The 19,652-nt window shown below is 72.6% G+C and carries 15 protein-coding genes; 8 read left to right on the top strand and 7 right to left on the bottom strand.

The features are described 5' to 3' along the window. Positions 1-23: 23 nt before the first annotated feature. Positions 24-1,109, top strand: a complete 1,086-nt coding sequence (locus tag ACWDY5_RS10080) for a serine hydrolase domain-containing protein (protein WP_449721917.1) — start codon at positions 24-26, stop codon at positions 1,107-1,109. Here ACWDY5_RS10080 and ACWDY5_RS10075 read toward each other — a convergent pair. Further along, entirely contained in the window at positions 1,106-3,184 is a 2,079-nt protein-coding gene (locus ACWDY5_RS10075) for a beta-galactosidase trimerization domain-containing protein (protein ID WP_449721916.1), read from the bottom strand. The two genes, ACWDY5_RS10080 and ACWDY5_RS10075, sit on opposite strands and share 4 nt — an antisense overlap. Positions 3,185-3,284: 100 nt before the next feature. Here ACWDY5_RS10075 and ACWDY5_RS10070 point away from each other — a divergent pair, with 100 nt between their 5' ends. Together ACWDY5_RS10070 and ACWDY5_RS10065 are read left to right on the top strand one after the other, a co-directional pair. Then, positions 3,285-4,043 carry a TetR/AcrR family transcriptional regulator gene (locus ACWDY5_RS10070; RefSeq protein ID WP_449721915.1) on the top strand — a complete coding sequence of 253 codons (759 nt, stop codon included), beginning with the start codon at positions 3,285-3,287 and terminating at the stop codon, positions 4,041-4,043. Positions 4,044-4,065: 22 nt separating this feature from the next. Next, a complete protein-coding gene (locus ACWDY5_RS10065; RefSeq protein WP_449721914.1) occupies positions 4,066-4,575 on the top strand; it encodes a nuclear transport factor 2 family protein in 510 nt (169 codons plus the stop codon). Here the strand turns inward: ACWDY5_RS10065 and ACWDY5_RS10060 are convergent. Beyond that, positions 4,556-5,230 (bottom strand): SDR family oxidoreductase, encoded by a 675-nt coding sequence (locus tag ACWDY5_RS10060; protein ID WP_449721913.1) that lies wholly within the window; start codon positions 5,228-5,230, stop codon positions 4,556-4,558. The two genes, ACWDY5_RS10065 and ACWDY5_RS10060, sit on opposite strands and share 20 nt — an antisense overlap. 91 nt (positions 5,231-5,321) lie before the next feature. Here ACWDY5_RS10060 and ACWDY5_RS10055 point away from each other — a divergent pair, with 91 nt between their 5' ends. Together ACWDY5_RS10055 and ACWDY5_RS10050 are read left to right on the top strand one after the other, a co-directional pair. Beyond that, entirely contained in the window at positions 5,322-6,434 is a 1,113-nt protein-coding gene (locus ACWDY5_RS10055) for a serine hydrolase domain-containing protein (RefSeq protein WP_449721912.1), read from the top strand. 10 nt (positions 6,435-6,444) lie between these two features. After that, positions 6,445-7,209, top strand: coding sequence for a GIDE domain-containing protein (locus ACWDY5_RS10050; RefSeq protein WP_449721911.1), 765 nt, complete (start codon positions 6,445-6,447; stop codon positions 7,207-7,209). Here the strand turns inward: ACWDY5_RS10050 and ACWDY5_RS10045 are convergent. From ACWDY5_RS10045 to ACWDY5_RS10030, 4 genes are all read right to left on the bottom strand, one after another. Continuing rightward, positions 7,202-8,101, bottom strand: a complete 900-nt coding sequence (locus tag ACWDY5_RS10045; protein ID WP_449721910.1) for a cobalamin-binding protein — start codon at positions 8,099-8,101, stop codon at positions 7,202-7,204. The genes ACWDY5_RS10050 and ACWDY5_RS10045 overlap by 8 nt on opposite strands. A 111-nt stretch (positions 8,102-8,212) precedes the next feature. Further along, positions 8,213-11,596: a hypothetical protein gene (locus tag ACWDY5_RS10040; RefSeq protein ID WP_449721909.1), complete on the bottom strand. Its 3,384-nt coding sequence runs from the start codon at positions 11,594-11,596 to the stop codon at positions 8,213-8,215. Between the two features lie 248 nt (positions 11,597-11,844). Next, positions 11,845-12,654, bottom strand: coding sequence for a hypothetical protein (locus ACWDY5_RS10035; RefSeq protein WP_449721908.1), 810 nt, complete (start codon positions 12,652-12,654; stop codon positions 11,845-11,847). 158 nt (positions 12,655-12,812) lie between these two features. Continuing rightward, positions 12,813-15,065, bottom strand: coding sequence for a hypothetical protein (locus tag ACWDY5_RS10030; RefSeq protein WP_449721907.1), 2,253 nt, complete (start codon positions 15,063-15,065; stop codon positions 12,813-12,815). Positions 15,066-15,165: 100 nt separating this feature from the next. Between ACWDY5_RS10030 and ACWDY5_RS10025 the strand changes: the two genes are divergently transcribed. Further along, complete coding sequence (locus ACWDY5_RS10025) at positions 15,166-16,338, top strand: AI-2E family transporter (protein ID WP_449721906.1); 1,173 nt, start codon at positions 15,166-15,168, stop codon at positions 16,336-16,338. A gap of 158 nt (positions 16,339-16,496) precedes the next feature. Here ACWDY5_RS10025 and ACWDY5_RS10020 read toward each other — a convergent pair whose 3' ends face one another. Further along, positions 16,497-17,621: a GGDEF domain-containing protein gene (locus tag ACWDY5_RS10020; RefSeq protein WP_449721905.1), complete on the bottom strand. Its 1,125-nt coding sequence runs from the start codon at positions 17,619-17,621 to the stop codon at positions 16,497-16,499. 221 nt (positions 17,622-17,842) lie between these two features. Between ACWDY5_RS10020 and macS the strand changes: the two genes are divergently transcribed. After that, positions 17,843-18,982, top strand: a complete 1,140-nt coding sequence (gene macS / locus ACWDY5_RS10015) for a MacS family sensor histidine kinase (RefSeq protein WP_449721904.1) — start codon at positions 17,843-17,845, stop codon at positions 18,980-18,982. Next, a complete protein-coding gene (locus tag ACWDY5_RS10010) occupies positions 18,979-19,650 on the top strand; it encodes a response regulator (RefSeq protein WP_449721903.1) in 672 nt (223 codons plus the stop codon). The genes macS and ACWDY5_RS10010 overlap by 4 nt, the downstream gene beginning before the upstream one ends. The last annotated feature ends 2 nt before the right edge of the window (positions 19,651-19,652 follow it).

Genomic DNA, 19,652 nt, shown 5'->3' with positions numbered 1-19,652 from the left:
CTGCTCAAGACGAGGGGACAGCCATGCCTGAAATCACCGGAACCGATCGCCCGGAACTGCAGACCGCCATCGAGGAGGCCGTCGACCTGGGCTTCGCCGGAGTGCAGCTGCGGGTGCACGACGAGCGGGGCGAATGGGCCGGCAGCGCCGGGGTGCGCGAGCTGGGCCAGACCGCGAAGCCGCCGACGGACGGACTGTTCCGGATCGGCAGCAACACCAAGACCTTCACCGCCACCGCGGTCCTGCAACTGGTGGCCGAGGGCAAGCTCGGCCTGGACGCGCCGGTCGCCGGCTACCTGCCGCAGCTCCCGCTGGACCCACGGATCACGGTGCGGATGATGCTGGCGCACACCAGCGGACTGTTCAGCTACACCGGCGAGTTCTTCCCCGACGGGACGATCGTGCGCGGGATTCCCTTTGAGGGCAAGGAATGGGTGGAAAAGCGGTTCCACAGCTACCAGCTGGCGGAGCTGGTGCGGATGGGCCTGGCCAAGCCCGCGCGGTTCGAGCCCGGCACGGACTGGAGCTACTCCAACACCAACTACGCGCTGGCCAGGCTGCTGGTCGAGCAGGTCACCGGCTGCTCCTTCGCCGAGGAGCTGGACCGCCGGATCCTGCGGCCGCTCGGGCTGCACGGCACCGTGGTGCCCGGCGACTCGCCGGACATCCCCGGACCGCACGCGCACGGCTACATCCGCTACGAGGACGACGGCCAGTGGAAGGTGCTCGACGTCGCCCGCCAGAACCCGTCCTGGATTCCCGGCTCCGGTGACATGATCTCGACCACCCAGGACCTGCACACGTTCTTCTCCGCGCTGATGGGCGGCAGGCTGCTGCCCGCCCCGCTGCTGGCCGAGATGCGCCAGACGCACCCGGTCTCCGGCTTCGGCCTGGGCGTGCGTGCGCAGGAGGGCCCGGACGGCGGCACCCTCTACTTCCACAACGGCGGCACCCAGGGCTACGGCGCGCTGATGTACGGCACGCCCGACGGCGGCCGGACCCTGACCGCCTCGGTGACCACCGGGGACACCGAGGTCGACATGGCCAAGGCGTTCCAGCAGGCGATGGACCGGCTGGTGAACGCGGTCTTCGGCGGGCAGGCCGGCTAGCCCTCGAAGACCACCGTGGCCGCGACCCTGGTCTCCGGCACGGTGACACACCAGCGGTCACCGGTGCGGCGGACCGGGAGCTCGATACCGCCGCGCACCTCCACCGCCCTGGTGACCGCGAGGTCGGCGGCCAGCGCGATCTCGATCTGGCGCAACGGGATCGGGTCCTCCAGGAACTCGACCCGGCCGCGTGGGGTGCGCAGCGGCGAGTGGTTGACCAGGTGCACGATCCAGCGTTCCGGGCCGGTGGCGGTGCGGGGCTGGTGGGTGAGGGTGACCTCGGCGCTGGCCGGGGCGGTGGTGCGGACCAGAGGTTCGGGCAGCAGGCCGTCGAGCAGCCTGGCGGTGAGCTCGCGGTAGATCCAGTAGCCGTGGTTGAGGTAGCTGCGGCCGAGCGGGAAGGCCAGCGCGCCGAGGCCGGGGGCCTGCACCGCGGTCGCGTACTCGCTGACCACGCCGGAGGGCGGCACGGCGTACCCGGCCAGGTGCACCGGGTCGGCGGCGGGCTCGGTCAGCCGGGCGTGCACGGTGACCCCGGGGCCGACGGTCCAGCGGGCGCAGCCTTCGTAAAGGGCGAAGTCGTAGCCCGCGTACCGCTGATCGTCACCGAGGATCGGGCCGGTGACCCTGGTGTAGGGGCGCTCGAACTCCGCCTCGCCGTGGTAGCGGCCGGACAGGCCGGCCGGCCACAGCTCCGCGCTCTCGCCGACGCGGAGTGCGCCGTGTGAGGCGAGCACCGCGCCGCCGGCGTCCAGGTACCGGTTGAGGCGGGCGGCCAGCTCGGCGTCCACCGTCAGCAGCTCGGGCAGCACGAGCAGGCGGTAACGCTCGAAGTCAGCGGCCAGGTCGACGATGTCGAACTGGAGCTGGCGTTCCATCAGCAGCCGGGCCGCGCCCGCCACGCCCGCGCTGCGGACGAACCCCTCCACAAACGCGTCCAGGCCCTCGGCCAGCTGGTCGGCCAGCCAGCCGTCCTCGGCGCCGCCGCCGTCCACGCCGAACTGGGTCAGCGGCGGGCCGTCGGCCAGGATGGCGGCCTCGGTGACCGGCACCGCGCCCTCCAGGTAGGGCTGGATGCGCTCGATCTCGGCGTAGGCCTCGCCGATGGTCGCGTACACCGCGGGGTCCAGCCGCAGCGCCGGGCCGGGGTCGTCGCCGATGTCGCAGCGCAGGCCGTTGGCCACGATCCCGGCCAGCTCGGTGCGCAGCTGGAGCGGGTGCTTGAGCCCGCCGTAGTCGCCCCACTGGGTGGCGAAGCGGCCCGGCATGCCGTACACCGGCCGCCCCAGCGTGCGGGCGTACCTGGCGTGCACCGGCAGGTAGCCGTAGCCCCAGACCCCGGTCGCCATGCCCTCGATCTCGATGGTGTCCACAGTGGACACTCGATCCGCGGATCCCAGCACCGCCAAGGTGTTGCAGGTGACCTGAGTGCCAGGCCGGATGGCCCGGACGTGCTCGGCCAGCCGCCGCACCACCTCGGTGAACAGGGCGTCCTGCCGGTGCTGCTGGGCCTGCCGGTCGAGCGGGTCGGCGCCGGCGGCGCGCAGTTCGGCCAGGCAGCGGGCGCAGTAGCACTCGGCCACCGACAGCGGGCCGGGGTTGACCATGTCGAACCACATGCCGTCCACCGCGCACTGCCGGAGGATCTCGCCGGTGTGCGTGAGCGCCACATCCAGCAGGCCGGGGTGGGACAGGCACAGCTGGCTGACGTCCGGGACCTCGCCGACCGGCGGCAGGCCGGTGCGCCGGTCCCGCCGCATCACCAGCCACTCCGGGTGCCGCTGGGCGAGGTGCTCGTCCCAGGCGAACGGGTACAGGGCCTGCACCCGCAAGCCGGCCGCGCGGCAGGCCTCGACCTGGCCGCGCAGCAGGTCCCAGGTCGCCGGACCCGGCCGGGCGCTGGGGAAGTAGCAGTTGCCCTGCACGTCCTTGGCCACCACCACGACCGCCTCCACGTGCGCGCCGCGCAGGGTGGCGGCGAACTCCGCCGGGTCGAACCCGGCGCCGACGCCGTGCACCTCAGGGCTGTTGTTGAAGTCCAAGATGACCTTGCGCCAGGGCTGTCCATCACTCATCGCCGCCATCCCCTCAAAACTACGAACACTGTTCGGAGTAAAACTCCGCACACCGTACGGTGTTCTAGGATTGCCGGTCAAGGCACTGGCTGGGAGGCACATGACAACCGAGTACGCGGGCCAGGGCGACGCCGACCGCACCCTTGAGCTGCTCTGGGGCCTGGCCGAGCCGCCGAGCCGGGGCCCCAAGCCGAGGCTGAGCGTGCCGGCGATCGTGCGCGCCGCGATCGAGATCGCCGACACCGAGGGCCTGGCCCAGCTGTCCATGCGCAAGGTGGCCGACCGGCTCGGGGTCGGCGCCACCTCGCTGTACACCTACGTGCCGGGCAAGCACGAGCTGATCGACGTCATGCTGGACACGGTGATCGGCGAGGTGCCGCGGCCCGGCGGCGAGGGCGACTGGCGGGCCCGGCTGGCCCGGATGGCCAGGGACGACTGGGCGCTCTACACCCGGCACCCGTGGATCCTGCACATCGCGGGCCACCGGCCGGTGATGGGGCCGAACACGCTGGCCGCGGCCGGCTCCGCGCTGGGCATCCTGGCCGGACTGGGCCTGCCGGAGGACGAGGTGATCACGATGATCGACTTCGTGGACGGCTACGTGCGCGGCATGGCACGGGACGCCGCGGACGCCGCCCAGGCCGAGCAGCGCACCGGGCAGACCGACGAGCAGTGGTGGGCCAGCCAGATCCCGCTGTGGCACAAGCACTTCGACGTCACCGCGCGCCCCGACCTGCCGGACCCGGCGCGGGTGGCCGCGGTCGCCGGCGCGCACGAGCGCAAGTTCGAGTTCGGCCTGCAGCGCATCCTGGACGGGATCGCCGGCTACCTCGCCGGACGGGGCTTGACTTCAAGTTAGCTTGAGGTTGGATCCTGGGTGCATGCCGACCATCGAGGACGAGCTGGCCGCCCTGCGCGCCCAGGTCCGCCTGCTCAGCGACCGCGCGGAGATCGGCGCGCTGATCGACGCCTACGCGCTGAGCCTGGACGAACGGCGCTTCGACGCGGTCACCTCGGCCGCGCTGTTCACCCCCGAGGTGCGCTTCGACTTCCCGGTGGGGGAGCAGGAGACGCTGGAGAACTACGCCGAGGCGGGGCACGCGGTGATGGGCCAGTACGAGCTGACCCAGCACGTCACCGCCAACCACGTGATCGACCTGCGCGGCGACCACGCCTCGGTCCGCTGGAACGCGATCATGACGCACGTGCACCTGCGGGAGACCACCGAGGCCAGGGGCGAGCGGCCGGGGGCGCACTTCGACGTGGGCGCGTTCTTCACCGCGGCGGCGGTGCGCACGCCGGGCGGCTGGCGGTTCAGCCAGATCTCGCTGCGCGCGGGCTGGACCGAGGGCAGGCCGCCGTTGCGCGTGGTCAGGCGGGACGCAGGATGATCTCGTCCACGTTGACGTGCGGCGGCTGGCTCACCGCGTAGAGCACCGCGCGAGCCACGTCGGCCGGGCTCAGCTTGGGCTCGGCGGCGCGTTCCGGCGGGATGCCGCCGGTGTCCACCAGGCCGGGCTGGAGCAGGCTGACCCGCAGGCCGGTGCCCGCGCACTCGGCGCGGATGTTCTGCGCCAGCCCGGTGACCGCCCATTTGGTGGCCGAGTACAGGTTGCCCGGCCGGATGCCGCGGCCTGCCGCGGAACCGGTGAGCACCAGGTGCCCGTTGGCGCGCAACAGCTCCGGCAGGGCCGCGCGGGCGGTGAAGGCGGCCCCGCAGACGTTGGTCAGCACCATGTCCGGCCACTGCTCCGGCGGCGCGCCGTCCTCGGTGCGGAAGCTGGTGGAGACGCTGTGGCCCGCGTTGGCGAAGACCACGTCCAGCCGCCCGAACTCCGCCACGGTCCTGGCTACCAGCGCCCGCACCTGTGGCCAGTCCGCGACATCGCAGGGCACCGCGAGCCCGTCCAGCTCGGCGGCCAGCGCGGCCAGCGGCGCGGCGGTGCGCCCGGCGAGCACCACCCGGAAACCCTGCTCGGCGGCCAGCCGGGCGGTGGCCGCGCCGATCCCGCCCGCCGCGCCGGTGACGATCATGACCTTCGACATGCGCTGATCGTGGCAGCAGTGGGGGAAAGCCCACCACCGCACGGGTCCCAGCGCTCCTGATCGACGCCCGGCCCGCTGGCACGGTGTGCGCATGGGGAAATGGATGCTGGCACCGGTGGTCGTGGCGCTGCTGGCCGGGCTGGCCGCACCGGCGCAGGCGCGGCCGCATACTTCGGTGCAGCAAGGAGTGGATGCGATCGTGGCCGGCGGGCTGCCCGGTGTGCTGACCGCGGTGAGCGAGCCCGGCCGGGACCGGCTGTACCGGGCCGGCGTGGGGGACCGCCGGCGGGGCACGCCGATCCCCTGGCAGGCCGAGCTGCGCGCGGGCTCGGTCGGCAAGACCTTCACCGCGGTGACCGTGCTGCGGCTGGTCGCGGCCGGGTCGATCCGGCTGGACGAGCGGGTGCAGACCTACCTGCCGGGCGTGCTGCGCGGGGATGACGAGCACGGGCGGCGGGAGATCACCATCCGCCAGCTGTTGCAGCACACCAGCGGCCTGCCCGACTACGGACCGGCCCTGCCGCAGGGCGCGGACTTCGTGGCGAACCGCTTTCGCGCGCACGAGCCGATGCGACTGGTGGGACACGCCTTGGACCGGCCGCAGCTGGACCTGCCCGGCAGGCGCTGGGTCTACGTCAACACCGGATACCTGTTGCTGGGCAAGGTGATCGAGCGGGTCACCGGGCGGCCGTGGGCGGAGGTGGTCACCGCGCAGGTGATCCGGCCGCTCGGGCTGAGCCGGACCTACCTGCCCCGGCCGCACGAGGTCACCCTGCGCGGGCCGCACCCGCGCGGTTACCTGGCGGTGGACGGCAGGCTGATCGACGTCACCGAGCTGGACAGCTCGTACCTGGACGCCTCAGGTTCGGTGGTGTCCACTCCGGCGGAGCTGAACCGCTTCTTCCGCGCGGTGCTCGGCGGCGAGCTGCTGCCGCCGCCGGTCCAGGCGGAGCTGACCACCTGGCGGGAGGGCGGGCCGACCGCGCCGTTCTACGGGCTCGGACTGGAGCGCTTCCCGCTCTCCTGCGGGGACTACGTCGGCCACGGCGGCGAGATGCACGGCTTCTCCGGACTGTCCGGGGTGCTGGTGCGGCGCGACGGCGGCCTCGGCCCCGCGGTGACCACGCTGGCCACCGGCCGACCTGCCGGTATGCCCGATTTCGCCAGGGTGCTGGCGGTGGCCGAGACCGCGCTGTGTGGGTAGGTTCGGCCCTGTGCTGTGGCTGGGACTGGTGCTGCTGGTCGCGGGGGTGGGCGGCTATCTGTACGCGCACCACCTGCGGCGGCACGTGCACGCGCTGATCGCGACCGAGACTCAGCCGGTGGCCGAGCTGGAGACCTACCGGGGCGCCGCGGCCGAGGTGGCCACCAGTGTGCGCCGGGTGGCCGAGGTGCTGGGTCACGCGGAGCCCGGCCCGCACGGCCCGCTGGTGTCCGAGCTGAGCCGGACCGAGTGCGTGTGGCACCGGCACCTGGTGCGCCGCCGGTACCGCAAGGTCTCCACCGACTCCCGCGGCAGGCGCAAGGTCAGCGAGCACACCGAGACGGTGGCGGAGAACAGCTCCGGCCCGCTGTTCGGGGTGCGGGACGGCAGCGGCCTGGTCTACGTCGACCCGGCTGGCGCCCGGCCGGACGCGCCGGAGCTGGTGATGCAGCGGTTCGAGCCCGCCGAGCAGGCGCCGCAGGGCTTCCTGGACCAGCTGCTCGGCCCGTCCCGGCAGGCGGGCACCATCGGCTACGAGTACAACGAGTGGGTGCTGCGGCCGGGAGCCAGGCTGTTCGTGCACGGCCTGCTCGCCGACCGCGGCCAGGGCCCGCTGGTCTTCGGCCGACCGGCCAAGGGCCCGTACGTGATCTCCACCAGGAGCGAGGCAGAGGTCAGGGTGGCCAAGAGCCACGACCAGCTGATGTTCGCCTTCGGCAGCCTCGCGGTGTTCCTGATCGGCCTGGCGCTGGTGGTCGTCAAGCTGGTCAGCTGACCCGGCGCGCCTCCGCCTCGGTCACCGGCTCACCGACCTGGATCCCGTGCAGCACCTGGGCGAGCACCTCCGCGCCCCGCACCACCCTGGGCCCCGGCCGGTTGAAGTAGGCGGGCCCGTCCAGCACCCACACCGCCGACGGGGCCACCTCTGTCCACTGTGGATGGTCGGTGAGCAGGTGCAGCTCCGTCTCGGTCCGCTCCGGCGGGAACCCGCAGGGCAGCACCAGCACGATGTCCGGCCGGGCCGCGACCAGCAGGTCCCAGTGCACGGACTTGGTGTGCTCGCCCGCGGTGGCCAGCAGCGGCAGCCCACCGGCGGCCGCGATCTGCTCCGGCACCCAATGTCCGGCCGGCCATAGCGGGTCCAGCCACTCGATCGCGGCCACCCTCGGTTTCCGCCGGCCGGCCACTGCCGTGCGCACCGCGTCCAGCCGCGCGGTCAGCTCGGCCACCCGGTGCTCGGCCAGCTCGCCGAGGCCGAGCTCCGCGCCCACCAGCTGGATGCAGCCCAGCACCTGGCCCAGCGTGCGCGGCTCCAGGCTGAGCACCCTGGTGCCGGTCTCCAGCACCCGCAGCTCCGCGGCGACCCGGCGGTAGGACAGCGCGCACACCTCGCACAGGTCCTGGGTGAGCACCAGGTCCGGCGCGAGCTCGGCGAAGCGCGCGGTGTCCAGCCCGTACAGCGAGGAGCCCCGGTGCGCGCCACCGACCGCGGCCGAGATCTCCCTGCTGCTCATCCGGTCCGCCTCGATCGAGCTGGTGGTGACCACCGGCACCGAGGCGACCTCCGGTGGCCAGTCGCACTCGTGCGTGCGGCCGACCAGCTCCGGCGTCTTGCCGAGCACGGCGAGGATGTCGGTGGCCGCCGGCAGCAGGGAGACGATCCGCATACGCCAAAAGGTAGGCCCGGGACGCTGGTTGCGTCCCGGGCCTACCCGAGTTGGTGTTACCGGTCTACGGCCTCCCTGCACCCACTAATGGAAGAGGCCCTGGACCGTTGATCAGACGCCAGGCAGCTTCGGCATGGCGGACATACCGGGCGTGGCCAGCTTCGGCAGCGCGGGCACGGCGGGCAGCAGGTTCAGACCGGGCAGGTCCGCCTGACGGGCGCCACCGGGCAGCGCGGGCACACCCGGCAGCTCGGGAGCACCCAGCTTCGGCAGCCCGGGCAGGGCCGGCAGCAGGTTCAGGCCGGGCAGGCTCGCCTGACGCTCGGTACCCGGCACCGCGGGCACACCCGGCAGCCCGGGAGCACCCAGCTTCGGCAGCGCAGGCACGGCCGGCAGCAGGTTCAGGCCCGGCAGGCCCGCCTGACGCTCGGCACCCGGCAGCGCGGGCACACCCGGCAGCGCGGGCACACCCGGGAGGGTGGGCACCGAGACCTTCGGCAGGGTCGGCACGCTCGGCACCAGCTCGCCGCCGGTCAGCCCGGACAGCACGTCGAGCTTGCCACCGGAGACACCCAGCGGTCCGCTGACCGGAGCCGCGGTGCGGCCCCGGGCGCCGGAGAAGCCGAACGGCACGTCGGTCGCGGCGGGCAGGAACTTGCCCAGCTCCGCGTCGGTCACCGGGATCTGCAGCTCGGCGGGGGCGCCGCCGACCTCCATGCTGGTGGCCTCGGAGGCGTCGGTCATGGCGTTGCCGACGACCTCGACCGGGATGTCGTAGACCTGCGCGACCGCGCCGATCGGGGCGAACAGGTTGAAGCCGGACAGGCCGCCGCCCTCGGACCCGGTGGTCTCACCGGTGCCACCGACGACGCTGTCGACCGAGCTGTCGGCCATCGAGTCGGCCACGGCCAGCGCGGCGACGGAGTCACCGAACGGCTGGACCGCCGCGCCCACGGGCACGTTCACGATGTCGCCGGCCACCGAGCCGCCATCACCCGCGGTGGCGAGGCCGCCACCGGCCTCGGTCCCCACCGCGGAGGCGGACACCGCGTCGGACACGCCGTTCAGCGAGGCGGAGAGGCCGTTGGCCCCGACCACCGGGCTGAGCGGAACGGTGACGATGTCGCCACCGAGGAAGCTGCTCACACCGTCGGTCACGGTGGTGCCACCGGCCTTGGACGCGATGCTGTTGTCGGCCACACCGGAGGTGGTGCCGATCCAGTTCACCGAGTCGCCCGCGACCTCGAGCGCCGCGGCGGCCGGCACGGACGCGACGGTCCCGGTCCCGGTGCCCTTGATGCCGCTGGTCTCGTTGTCGCCACCGGCCTCGGAGGCGACCGCGGAGGACTCGGCGCCGTCAGCCAGCACCATCCAGCCCGCACCGATGCCACCCACGTTGGTGGGCACTGCCACCGGCACGTCGGCGATCAGGCCGGCCAGGCCGCCCATGTCGCCGGCGGTGGTCTTGTCGCCACCGGCGACCGCGCCGGTGGCGTTCTCCGCCGCGCCGCTGGAGTTGACCAGCCAGCCCGCGCCGACGCCCTCGGCCTGGACCGGCCCGGCCACCGCGGGGGTGATCAGGTTGCCGGTCAGCAAGCCGTAGGAGCCCTCGGAGGTGGAGTCGCCACCGGCCACGGAGGACACGGCGTTCTCCGACTCGGCCTCGGACACCACGATCCAGCCACCGGAGATGCCCTGGCCCTGGATGGGCAGCGCGACCGGGGTCTGCACCACGTTGCCGGAGAGGCCACCGTCGGTGCCGTTGCCGGTGACGTCGCCGCCGGAGGTGACGTCGGCGGCGTACTCGCTCCAGGACTCACCGCGGACGATCCAGCCACCGGAGAGCGCGTTCAGCGTCACCGGGCCGGAGATCGGCGTGGAGACGGCGTTGCCGCTGCCCAGCGCGTCGTCGTCGACCGCGGTGTTGTCGCCGCCCGCTTCGCTGTCCGTGGTGCTGGAGGACTGCGAGGTGGCGTTGACGATCCAGCCGAGGGATCCAGCCTCGGCGCTGACCGGTACGGCCACCGGCACCTGGACGCCGTCACCGGCGACCAGCGAGTCGTTGCCGCGGGTGCCGATCAGGCCACCGGCGTCGGTGGTGGTGTCGGTGCTGGCGGCGGAGTCCGCGTTGGCGATCCAGCCACCGGAGATCGCGGAGACCTCGGCGGGCAGGGTCAGCGGCGCGGAGGCGATGACGCCGGCGATCATGCTGTTGTCGCCGTTGGTGAAGGCGTCCCCACCGGCGACGGACTCGGTCACCTGGGTGTGCTGCGCGTCGGTGTTGGAGATCCAGCCACCGGAGTTGCCCAGCACCTGGACCGGCTCGGCGATCGCGGCGTCGACGACGTTGCCACCGCCGGTGCTCTCGTCACCGTTGGTCATCAGCACACCGCCGGTCTGCGCGGTGCTGGTGGAGTCGCTCACCGAGTCCGACAGGCCGCCCCAGGAGAGGGCGTTGCCGGCCACGGTGACCGGGCCCGCGACGTTCGGCGTGATCAGGTTGCCACCGATGCCGCTGTCGTAGCCGGAGGTGACGCTGTCCCCACCCGCGATGGCGTCCGCGGTGGTCGACCCCACGGTGTTGGAGTTGTTGACCGGGAACACACCGAGGGCGTTGTTGTTGCCCTCGACCGGCAGGGCCACCTGGCCGTGCGCGATGTTGCCGCCGAGGGACGAGCCCTCGCCGTCGGTGTCGACGTTGCCGCCGGCATCGGCCGCGATGGCCGACTCGTTGTTGGTGTCGGCCACACCCGCCGCGCCGGAGATGGCGTTGCCGGTCAGCTGGACCGGGACGGCCAGCGGGACCACGACGCCGTTGCCGGAGAGCGAGGAGTCCTTGCCCGAGGTCTCGATGTCACCGCCGGACTGGGCCTCCAGCATGGACACGCTCTGCGCCTCGGCGTGGCCCCCCGCGGCGATCGCGTTGCCCGAGATGAGCACGGGCATGACGCCGTCGACGTCGACCACGTTGCCCTTGATGCTGCCCTTGTCGCCGTTGGTGATGATGAGCTCGGGCTTGCTGTAGCTGTACTCGCTGACGTTCTCGACGTCCGCGTCACCGGTGGCGGCGATCGCGTTGCCCTCGATGACCACTGGGACCACGGCGTCAGCGTGGATCTCGTTCGCGCGGAACAGGTCGGCTTCGCCCAGCTTGGGGGCGTCGTCGGCCTTGGACGCGGTCTTGTTCTTGCCGCCCAGCTGGGGCACCTGCACCGACTTGCTGGCGTTGGTGGCCACACCGGCGAGGGGCAGGTCCGCCAGGACCTCGCGGGTGTCGACACTGATGTCCTCGGTGTGCGCGGGCGGGAGGTCGACCTCACCCGGCGCGGTGCCAACGGCGTTGTTGTCGATGTGGATCGGCAGGGTCACCGACGCGCCCAACGGAGTGGCCGGAGCGTCGGGATTCTCGCCGGCACTGGCGACGCCAGTGCCGAGGGCGAGCAGCCCACCGGTGACGAGTACGGTCTTCAGACCGCGCTTCGCCCAGATGTGCATTGCGGATCTCCTTTTGTTGTTCCCCCTGGCGAGAGGGGGAATAGGGTCGGATGGCCGGACGTGAATTCACGTCGGGGCAATCGGCCACCCGGGTCTTTGGGATATTTCCGGCACGCCGAATAAAACTGACGTGCACCGGAATGGCGCGATTTCTGCGACCTACGAGAACGGCGGGCGGAGCGCCGAGAGAAAAACCCCGGCCAGCGCGCCGACCTCAGGAGGAGAGGTCGCTTGTCGCGCCGGGGTGGTCAGTCAGGAGTGATGCCGGGCTGCTTGGCCTGCCCGGCGAGCACGCAGTCGGCCGCGGCGGAGTCCACCGGCAGGCCGTGCGCGTTGTCCAGCGAGGAGTGCATCGGCAGGCAGCCGCCGAGGGCCACCAGCGCCGCGTCGGTTCCGTCGTTTCCGCACGAACAGGAACCGGGGTTGCTGGTCGGCACCGGCATCGGCAACGGGACCAGCGGGAGAAGTGGAAGGCCAGGCTGGACAGGCTGCGGCTGCTGCCGGGGCGTGTCCTCGACCTGGCCGGGCTTCTGCACCGGCGCCGTGCTCGGCGCGGGTGAGGGGTGGTGGCGATCGGGCTGACTCGCCGGAGCCGTCGCCGCCGGTTCCACCACTGGGGACTCGGCGTCGGCGACGGGGGCGCCATCGAAGTAGGCGGCGTCCCTGGCGTACATCCGGGCGGACTGCCCGGTGTTGCTGGTGACCGCCTCGGTCACTTCGCTGAACACGGGGGCCTGCTCGAACAGCTTGGCCACGTTGTGCACGGCGTCTTCGATCGGGTTCTCGGCCTCGACCCTGCGGATCGTGGGCTGGCTGATCACCGAGGTCGCCTCGCTGATCGCCCTGCGAACGCCCTCGTCCGCGCTGTGGCCGACCTCGCCGACCAGGCCGTTGGCCTGCTCGGCCGAGCCGCTCAGGACCTGCGCGACGCTCTGCACCGGCACGGTCGCCTGGGGGGCCGGGACCAGGTCGCCCGCGTTCGCCGAACCCGCCGCGACCAGCCAGCCGACCAGCGCGCCACCGGAGACCAGGAGCGCCCGGGACAGCAGCCGACGCACTCGGCCACCCCCCGCGACGTTCTGGTCCGTACCCGGCACTTGCACGCCTCCGTCTGGAGAATCTTGAGCTGGACAACGCAGAACATGTCAGACCGAGAAGGCCGTCCGCAAACTCTGCGGCCGAATACCCACTATCGAGTTAATTGGCTCAAGGTGACTCAGTTTCGTTTCAAAACGCGAGTCGCGCCGGCCGCCGCGGTCGAGGCCAGAATCCAGCCCACCGCGGTGAGCACCACGGATATCCACTGCGAGGCGCCGGTGATCCGCCACATGTTGTCCTGGCCGAGGGTGACGATCGGCAGCAGCATGTCCGCCGAGAGCAGCCACGGGTTCCACACCGGGTTCTGGTCGCTGTCCAGGCGTTCGATCGGATACTGCTGCGGCCCCGGGCTGGCGCTGTACATCTCGTTGAACCAGATGCCGCCCGCCGCCCAGAAGACCAGTAACCACACCAGCGCCAGCCAGGGCCGGTAGCCGTAGCCCACGGTGACCTCCTGCAGCAGGCCCCACAGCCGCCCGGCCACGCCCAGCTCGGTGTAGCGGCGGCGCTGCTTCTCCAGCAGCACCCGCTCGGCGCGTTCCTCGTGCCCGCCGTCCCGGTAGACGGTGGCCAGCTGCTCGTAGGGGCCTGGCGCGTAGTCCGGGACCACGGTGCGCAGCCAGCGCAGCCGGGTGCGCACGTCCACGTCCGGATCGGCCGCGATGCCCTCGTAGGAGAAGTCCTCCAGCTCGACCCCGCCGCTGGCCTGCCAGAGCAGCTCGCCGTCGGTGACGGTGACCACCTTGGCCCGGTTCAGGATGACCCGGCCCAGCGGCTTGCGGCCGAAGCGCACCACCAGCTGCTGCGCGGTCAGGCCGTAGGCGTTGAGCGCGATCCCGTCCGGCGCGCTGCCCAGCTCGGAGCCGGTGAAGGTGACCATCTTGCCGACCTCGACCAGCCGGATGCGCACCCCGCCCTCGGCCACCATGCCCCAGCTGCACAACAGGTCCTTGCCCACCGAGGCCACCCGGGCGTCCAGCGAGGGCTTGATGGTGCCGTCGCCGCGGCGGCGCGGGTCGGTCAGCTTGGCCCCTGAGCAGTCCAGGGTGGAGCCGATGCTGGCGTTCTGCAGCCGGATCGAGCCGCGGGCGGCCAGGTCGCGCAGGAACAGGGTGCCGCCGACCCGGAGCCGGTCGGCGAAGAGCACGTCGATGCCGGGTCCGTGCAGCTGCACCCCGGACAGGCTGGCGCTGCCGTGCACGTAGGCGTCGACCAGCCGGACCTGCCCGTAGGCGCGCATCCCGCCCTGCCGCTCGAACCGGCCGTCGGCCAGCCGGACCGCGTGGCCGCGGGCCTCCAGGTCGCCGCGCACCTCGATGCCGTCGGCGAACAGGGCCACCGGGAACCGCTGCACCGGCTGCTTCTCGTGCTCGGCCTCCAGCACGGCCAGCGCGGTCTCCGAGCCCAGGGTGGCGCCGACCATGCGCAGGTAGCCGCCGATGCTGGCGTTGGGCAGCCGCACCGAGCCCGCGGCGGTGAAGCCGTCGTCGAGCTGCACGTTGCCGTCCACGGTGATCCGGTCGGCCACCAGCGAGGCCGAGTCCAGCGCCTGGCCGTGCGGCACGATCGGCACCGGGGAGTCGGTGGTGGAGTCCTCGGCCTGCAGGCGGGCGCCGGAGAACACCGCGTCGCCGCCGATCCTGGCCCCGGCCAGCACCACCCGGCCGCTGGCGGTGAACCGGCCGCCGTCGCCGTCGCAGAACAGGTTGCCGGAGACCGCGATCCCGGAGCCCTCCAGCGCGTCCGCGCCCGGATTGCTCAGGTGCGCGCCGCCCAGGTGCACGTTGCCGCTGACGGTGGCCCCGCGCAGCCGCACCTCGCCGGTCGCGCGCATCGCGGTGGCCTGCAACGAGCCGCTGATCCGCAGCCGGGCGCCGAGCAGCGCGTGGTCCTGCGGGCTGCGCAGCACCGCCCCGGCCAGCCGCAGCGTGCCGCGCACGGTGGCGTCGGTGAGGTCCACGCAGCCGGTGGCGGTGAACCCGGCCTCCAGCACCAGGTCGCTGTCCACCTGGAGGTTGCGGCCCTTGAGACCGGGCAGCCGGCAGCCGGGCAGGCGCAGGCCGATCAGCCGGGCCATCCGCAGGTCCGGCGCGGTGTCGAAGGCGCACCGGGTCAGCTCGATCAGGGTGCGCACGTCCAGCGCCTCCAGGTCGAGGCGGCCGGTGATGGTCGCCCCGGTGAGCCGCAGCGCGGGCATCCCGGCCGGTTTGAGCCGGTAGAGGCCGGTCAGCAGGCCGGCGAGCAGCGCGGCCCGCACCCTGGTGTCGGGGCTGCCGGGCAGTGGGAGCACCAGCTGTCGGCCGACCGCGAAGGCGCGGCAGACCGCGCGCTCGACCTCGGTGAACTCCGACGGCTTCGGATACGGGTCCATTGGCGTTGATCTCACCCCGGAGGAGTCCGGATGGGCAATAGACCGGAGGACGGCCTCGCGCGTCCCCCCATGACGACTCGGTCACGGCTACCGTGATCGCGTGAGCAGCCGCAGGCAGGTGCCGCCGACTCCGATCCGGCGTGAGGTTGTGGAACAGGTCCCCTACGGACTCCGGGTGAGCGCCGCGCTGTCCTGGCGCTTCCTCACCCTGTGCGGCGCGCTGGCCGTGCTGGTCTTCCTGGTCGGCTACTTCGCCAGCCTGGTCATCCCGGTGGGCATCGCGCTGCTGCTGGCCGCGCTGATGGCGCCCGCGGTGCGCCAGCTGGTGTCCTGGCGGGTGCCGGGCTGGGCGGCCACCACGATCGTGCTGGTGGGCGGGCTGCTGCTGGTGGTCGGCGTGCTGGTCTCGGTGGTGGCGGCGTTCGTCAACGGCGTGCCCGAGCTCCAGTCCAAGGTGGTGGTCGGCCTCGACCAGATCAAGGACTGGCTGGTGCACGGGCCGCTGCAGCTGACCCAGCAGGACCTGGACCAGTACCTCAACCGGTTCGTGGAGATGCTCAAGAGCAACGTCTCCACCATCGCCACCAACGCGGTGAACACCACGGTGACCACCGCGGTGGGCGTCGGCGAGCTGCTCACCGGCCTCCTGCTGCTGTTGTTCACGCTGATCTTCTTCCTGCACGACGGCAGCAACATCTGGCACTACATGACCAAGGCGGTGCCGCGCGGCGTGCGGGACCGGGTGGACGTGGCCGGGCGCCGCGGCTTCGCCTCGCTGGTCAGCTACGTGCGGGCGACCGTGGTGGTGGCGGTGGTGGACGCGGTCGGCATCGGCATCGGCCTGGCCATCGTGGGCGTGCCGCTGGCGGTGCCGCTGGCCGCGCTGGTCTTCCTGGCCGCGTTCGTGCCGATCATCGGTTCGCTGGTGGCCGGTTCGGTGGCGGTGCTGGTGGCGCTGGTGGCCAACGGCCCGATCGAGGCGCTGATCGTGCTGATCATCGTGATCGCGGTGATGCAGCTGGAGAGCCACGTGCTCCAGCCCCTGCTGCTGGGCAAGGCGGTCTCCCTGCACCCGCTCGCGGTGATCCTGGTGATCATGGGCGGCCTGTCGCTGGCCGGCATCCCCGGCGCGCTGCTCGGCGTGCCGGTGCTGGCGGTGCTCAACGCGGCGGTCCGCTCCCTGGTCAACGAGGACGACCCGGACCCGGACTCGGTGGACCCGACCAACCGGGCGGACGCGATCCCCAGCGGCAAGGGCGACGAGCCGGCCTAGGTCGTGTTTCCGATGTCGCGTCGGCGAGAGTCGTGATCGGTTTGGCCGCTGGCGGCGCGGCCGGAGCGGCCTCATACCGGGCGTATTCGGGCGTTCCGGCCGTGCCGCCAGCGGCCAAACCGGCGCGGCTATCGCTGGCGTGACATCGGAAACACGACCTAAGCGACGGTGACCAGGTTGCGGCCGGAGCTCTTGGCGGCCAGCAGGGCGGAGTCGGCGGCCACCATCAGCTCCGGCAGGCCGTAGCCGTAGCGCGGCGAGGTGGCCACGCCGATGCTCACGGTCAGCCCGGAGAGCTCGTGCTCGCGGCCGTCGGTGGCGGTGGTGGGCACCCGCAGCTGGGCCACCCCGGCACGCACCCGCTGCGCGGTCCGCTCGGCCTCGCCAGGAGTGGTGTCCGGCAGCAGCACCACGAACTCCTCGCCGCCGAAGCGGCCGACCAGCTCGCCGTGCCGCACGCTGCCCAGCAGCAGCCTGCCGATCGCGGCCAGCGCGGCGTCCCCGGCCAGGTGGCCGAGCTGGTCGTTGACCCGTTTGAAGTGGTCGAGGTCGAGCAGCAGCAGGGCGGCGGCGGCCTTGCGGTTGCGGGCGCGGTCCAGCGCCTCGCGGGCCAGCCGGTCCCAGTGCATGGAGTTGGCCAGGCCGGTCTTGGCGTCCCGCTGGGCCGAGCGCTGCCACTGCGGCAGCTGGGCCGCGCTCTCCAGCAGCAGCAGTGGCGGCGCGGCCAGCAGCAGCCGCAGCGGGTCCTCGGCCATGGCCATCGCCATCAGCCCGCCGAGGCAGACCGCGACCACGCCGACGGTGACGTCCAGCCGCTGGCCGAACACGTGCTCCGGCTTGGCCGTCGGCGTGCGCAGCCGCAGGCCGACCGCCACGATCATCGCCCGCACCACCAGCAGGGTGACCCCGGCGGCGATCATGGCAGGCAGGTCGGTGCGCGGGTCGGCCCAGCCGATCACGGTGCGCGCGGCCAGGGTGGCCAGCGCGGTGGCCGAGGTGGTGAAGATCCAGTGGTGCGGCCGGTGCCGGGGGCTGAGCGCGCCGTGCAGGGCGGGCCCGAGCATCAGCACCACCAGCAGGTTGCCCGGCAGCGCGAACACCCCGGCGAGCAGGTAGGCCACGTGCACCGCCCACGGGCTGCGCTGGGGTTCCACCCGCAGCGCGCCGACCACGCTGGTGCCGATGACCACCAGGGCGGCGGTGGCCACGAGCATGACGAACTTCGGTAGGTCCTCGGTGCGCGGGGCATGCCCGAGCACCATCAACAGAACCGCGGCGGACACTGCGAAACCGTCAACCACCAGCCAGTACACCAGCGCCGGTCCACGCAGTGTCCACAGTGGCCAGTCGCGCAAGACGGCCTCCCCCATGGTGCGGACACCAAGAAACCCGTGGCGATGCGTAGCCGGCCCCCTGCCGACCGTCACCCCGCTCAAGGGTGGCACAGATAGTGGCCGTGGACTGCGTCCAAGCGGGGGGATTGGTATGCCGTTGGTGAGGCAGGATGTCTCCCGTGGGAGAGACGGTGATGCCACTGTGGCGCGCGCTGGTGTGGTTGCGCGTGGTCACACTGCTGTTCGCCCTCGGCGGGGTGTTGGTCCACCGCGAGCAGTACGAGCGGGAGTGGCTCGGCTGGGTGGTCTTCGGCGTGATGGCGGCCTGGACCGCGGTCACCGTCTACTGCTACTCCAGGGAGAGCGGCCGCCGGACCTCGGTGGTGGTGGCCGATGTGCTGATCACCGCGGGCCTGCTGCTGGCTTGCTGGTTCGTGCACGACCGGGCCTACATGCTCTCCTCGGCGCCGACCGTGGTCACGGTGTGGGCGCCGGGCTGCGTGGTGGCGGCCGCGGTGCTGCACGGGCGCGGTCCGGGCATGGCGGCCGGGGCCATCGTGGCCGGGATGAGCTGGCTGATCAGGGCCCGCTTCGACACCGACATCGCGCGGGACACCGTGCTGCTGCTCGGGGTCGGCTTCGTCATCGGCCTGGCCTCCTCGGTGGCCAGGCGTTCGGCCGAACAGCTGCACCGGGCGTTGCAGGCGGAGGCCGCGACCAGGGAGCGGGAGCGGCTGGCCCGCTCCATCCACGACGGCGTGCTCCAGGTGCTGGCCAGGGTGCGGCGGCGCGGCCGGGAGCTGGGCGGGGAGGCCACCGAGCTGGCCGAGCTGGCCGGCGAGCAGGAGATCGCGTTGCGGGCACTGGTCTCCAGCGCCCCACCGGAGTCCACTGTGGACGGTGAGGTGGACCTGCGGCCGCAGCTCCAGCTGCTGGCCACGCCCAGGTTCCAGGTCTCCGCGCCGGCCACCCAGGTGCTGCTGCCCGCGCACACCGCGGCCGAGCTGTGCGCGCTGACCAGAGAAGCACTGTCCAATGTGGACGAACATGCCGGCGAGCGGGCACGGGCCTGGGTGCTGGTGGAGGACCTGGGCGAGGAGGTCGTGGTGAGCATCCGCGACGACGGCCCCGGCATCCCGGATGGCCGGATCACCGCGGCCGAGGCGGAGGGACGAATGGGCATCGCGCAGTCGATCAGGGGGCGGGTGCAGGACCTGCATGGCACGCTCGCCCTGCACACCGGCGCCGGGGAGGGCACCGAGTGGGAGGTCCGCATCCCGAGGCAGACGAGCAAGGGGGGAAGACGATGAGCGAACCCGTCAACGAGCCCAGAGTGACCGTGATGGTCGTCGACGACCATCCGATCTGGCGTGACAGCGTGGCCCGCGACCTGGCCGAACGCGGTTTCGAGGTACTGGCCACGGCAGGCGACGGGGACGCCGCGGTGCGCATCGCGCGGGCGGTGCGCCCCGACGTGGTGCTGATGGACCTGAACATGGGCGAGACCTCCGGCGTGCAGGCGGCCGGGCTGATCACCGCGGAGCTGCGCGAGACCAGGGTGCTGGTGCTCTCCGCCAGCGGCGAGCACGACGACGTGCTGGAGGCGGTCAAGGCCGGGGCCTCCGGCTACCTGGTGAAGTCGGCCTCGGTGGAGGAGCTGGTCGACGCGGTGCGCCGGACCGCGGCCGGGGACGCGGTGTTCACCCCGGGCCTGGCCGGACTGGTGCTCGGCGAGTACCGGCGGATGGCCACCACGCCGGAGGGCGAACCGGCCGCGCCGCAGCTGACCGAGCGGGAGACCGAGGTGCTGCGGCTGGTGGCCAAGGGCCTGACCGCGCGGCAGATCGCCACCCGGCTGGTCATCTCGCACCGCACGGTGGAGAACCACGTGCAGTCCACCCTGCGCAAGCTACAGCTGCACAACCGGGTCGAGCTGGCCCGCTACGCCATCGAGCACGGCCTGGACGTCGAGGAGTGAGC

This window comes from Crossiella sp. NPDC003009 (assembly GCF_053591555.1).
This window is presented reverse-complemented; position numbering and strand designations above follow the sequence as displayed.

Bases quoted from the DNA above. Each gene is read 5' to 3' on its own strand.
- ACWDY5_RS10080 (WP_449721917.1), top strand. From the start codon at position 24: ATGCCTGAAATCACCGGAACCGATCGCCCGGAACTGCAGACCGCCATC.
- ACWDY5_RS10075 (WP_449721916.1), bottom strand. From the start codon at position 3,184: ATGAGTGATGGACAGCCCTGGCGCAAGGTCATCTTGGACTTCAACAAC.
- ACWDY5_RS10070 (WP_449721915.1), top strand. From the start codon at position 3,285: ATGACAACCGAGTACGCGGGCCAGGGCGACGCCGACCGCACCCTTGAG.
- ACWDY5_RS10065 (WP_449721914.1), top strand. From the start codon at position 4,066: ATGCCGACCATCGAGGACGAGCTGGCCGCCCTGCGCGCCCAGGTCCGC.
- ACWDY5_RS10060 (WP_449721913.1), bottom strand. From the start codon at position 5,230: ATGTCGAAGGTCATGATCGTCACCGGCGCGGCGGGCGGGATCGGCGCG.
- ACWDY5_RS10055 (WP_449721912.1), top strand. From the start codon at position 5,322: ATGGGGAAATGGATGCTGGCACCGGTGGTCGTGGCGCTGCTGGCCGGG.
- ACWDY5_RS10045 (WP_449721910.1), bottom strand. From the start codon at position 8,101: ATGCGGATCGTCTCCCTGCTGCCGGCGGCCACCGACATCCTCGCCGTG.
- ACWDY5_RS10040 (WP_449721909.1), bottom strand. From the start codon at position 11,596: ATGCACATCTGGGCGAAGCGCGGTCTGAAGACCGTACTCGTCACCGGT.
- ACWDY5_RS10030 (WP_449721907.1), bottom strand. From the start codon at position 15,065: ATGGACCCGTATCCGAAGCCGTCGGAGTTCACCGAGGTCGAGCGCGCG.
- macS (WP_449721904.1), top strand. From the start codon at position 17,843: ATGTCTCCCGTGGGAGAGACGGTGATGCCACTGTGGCGCGCGCTGGTG.
- ACWDY5_RS10010 (WP_449721903.1), top strand. From the start codon at position 18,979: ATGAGCGAACCCGTCAACGAGCCCAGAGTGACCGTGATGGTCGTCGAC.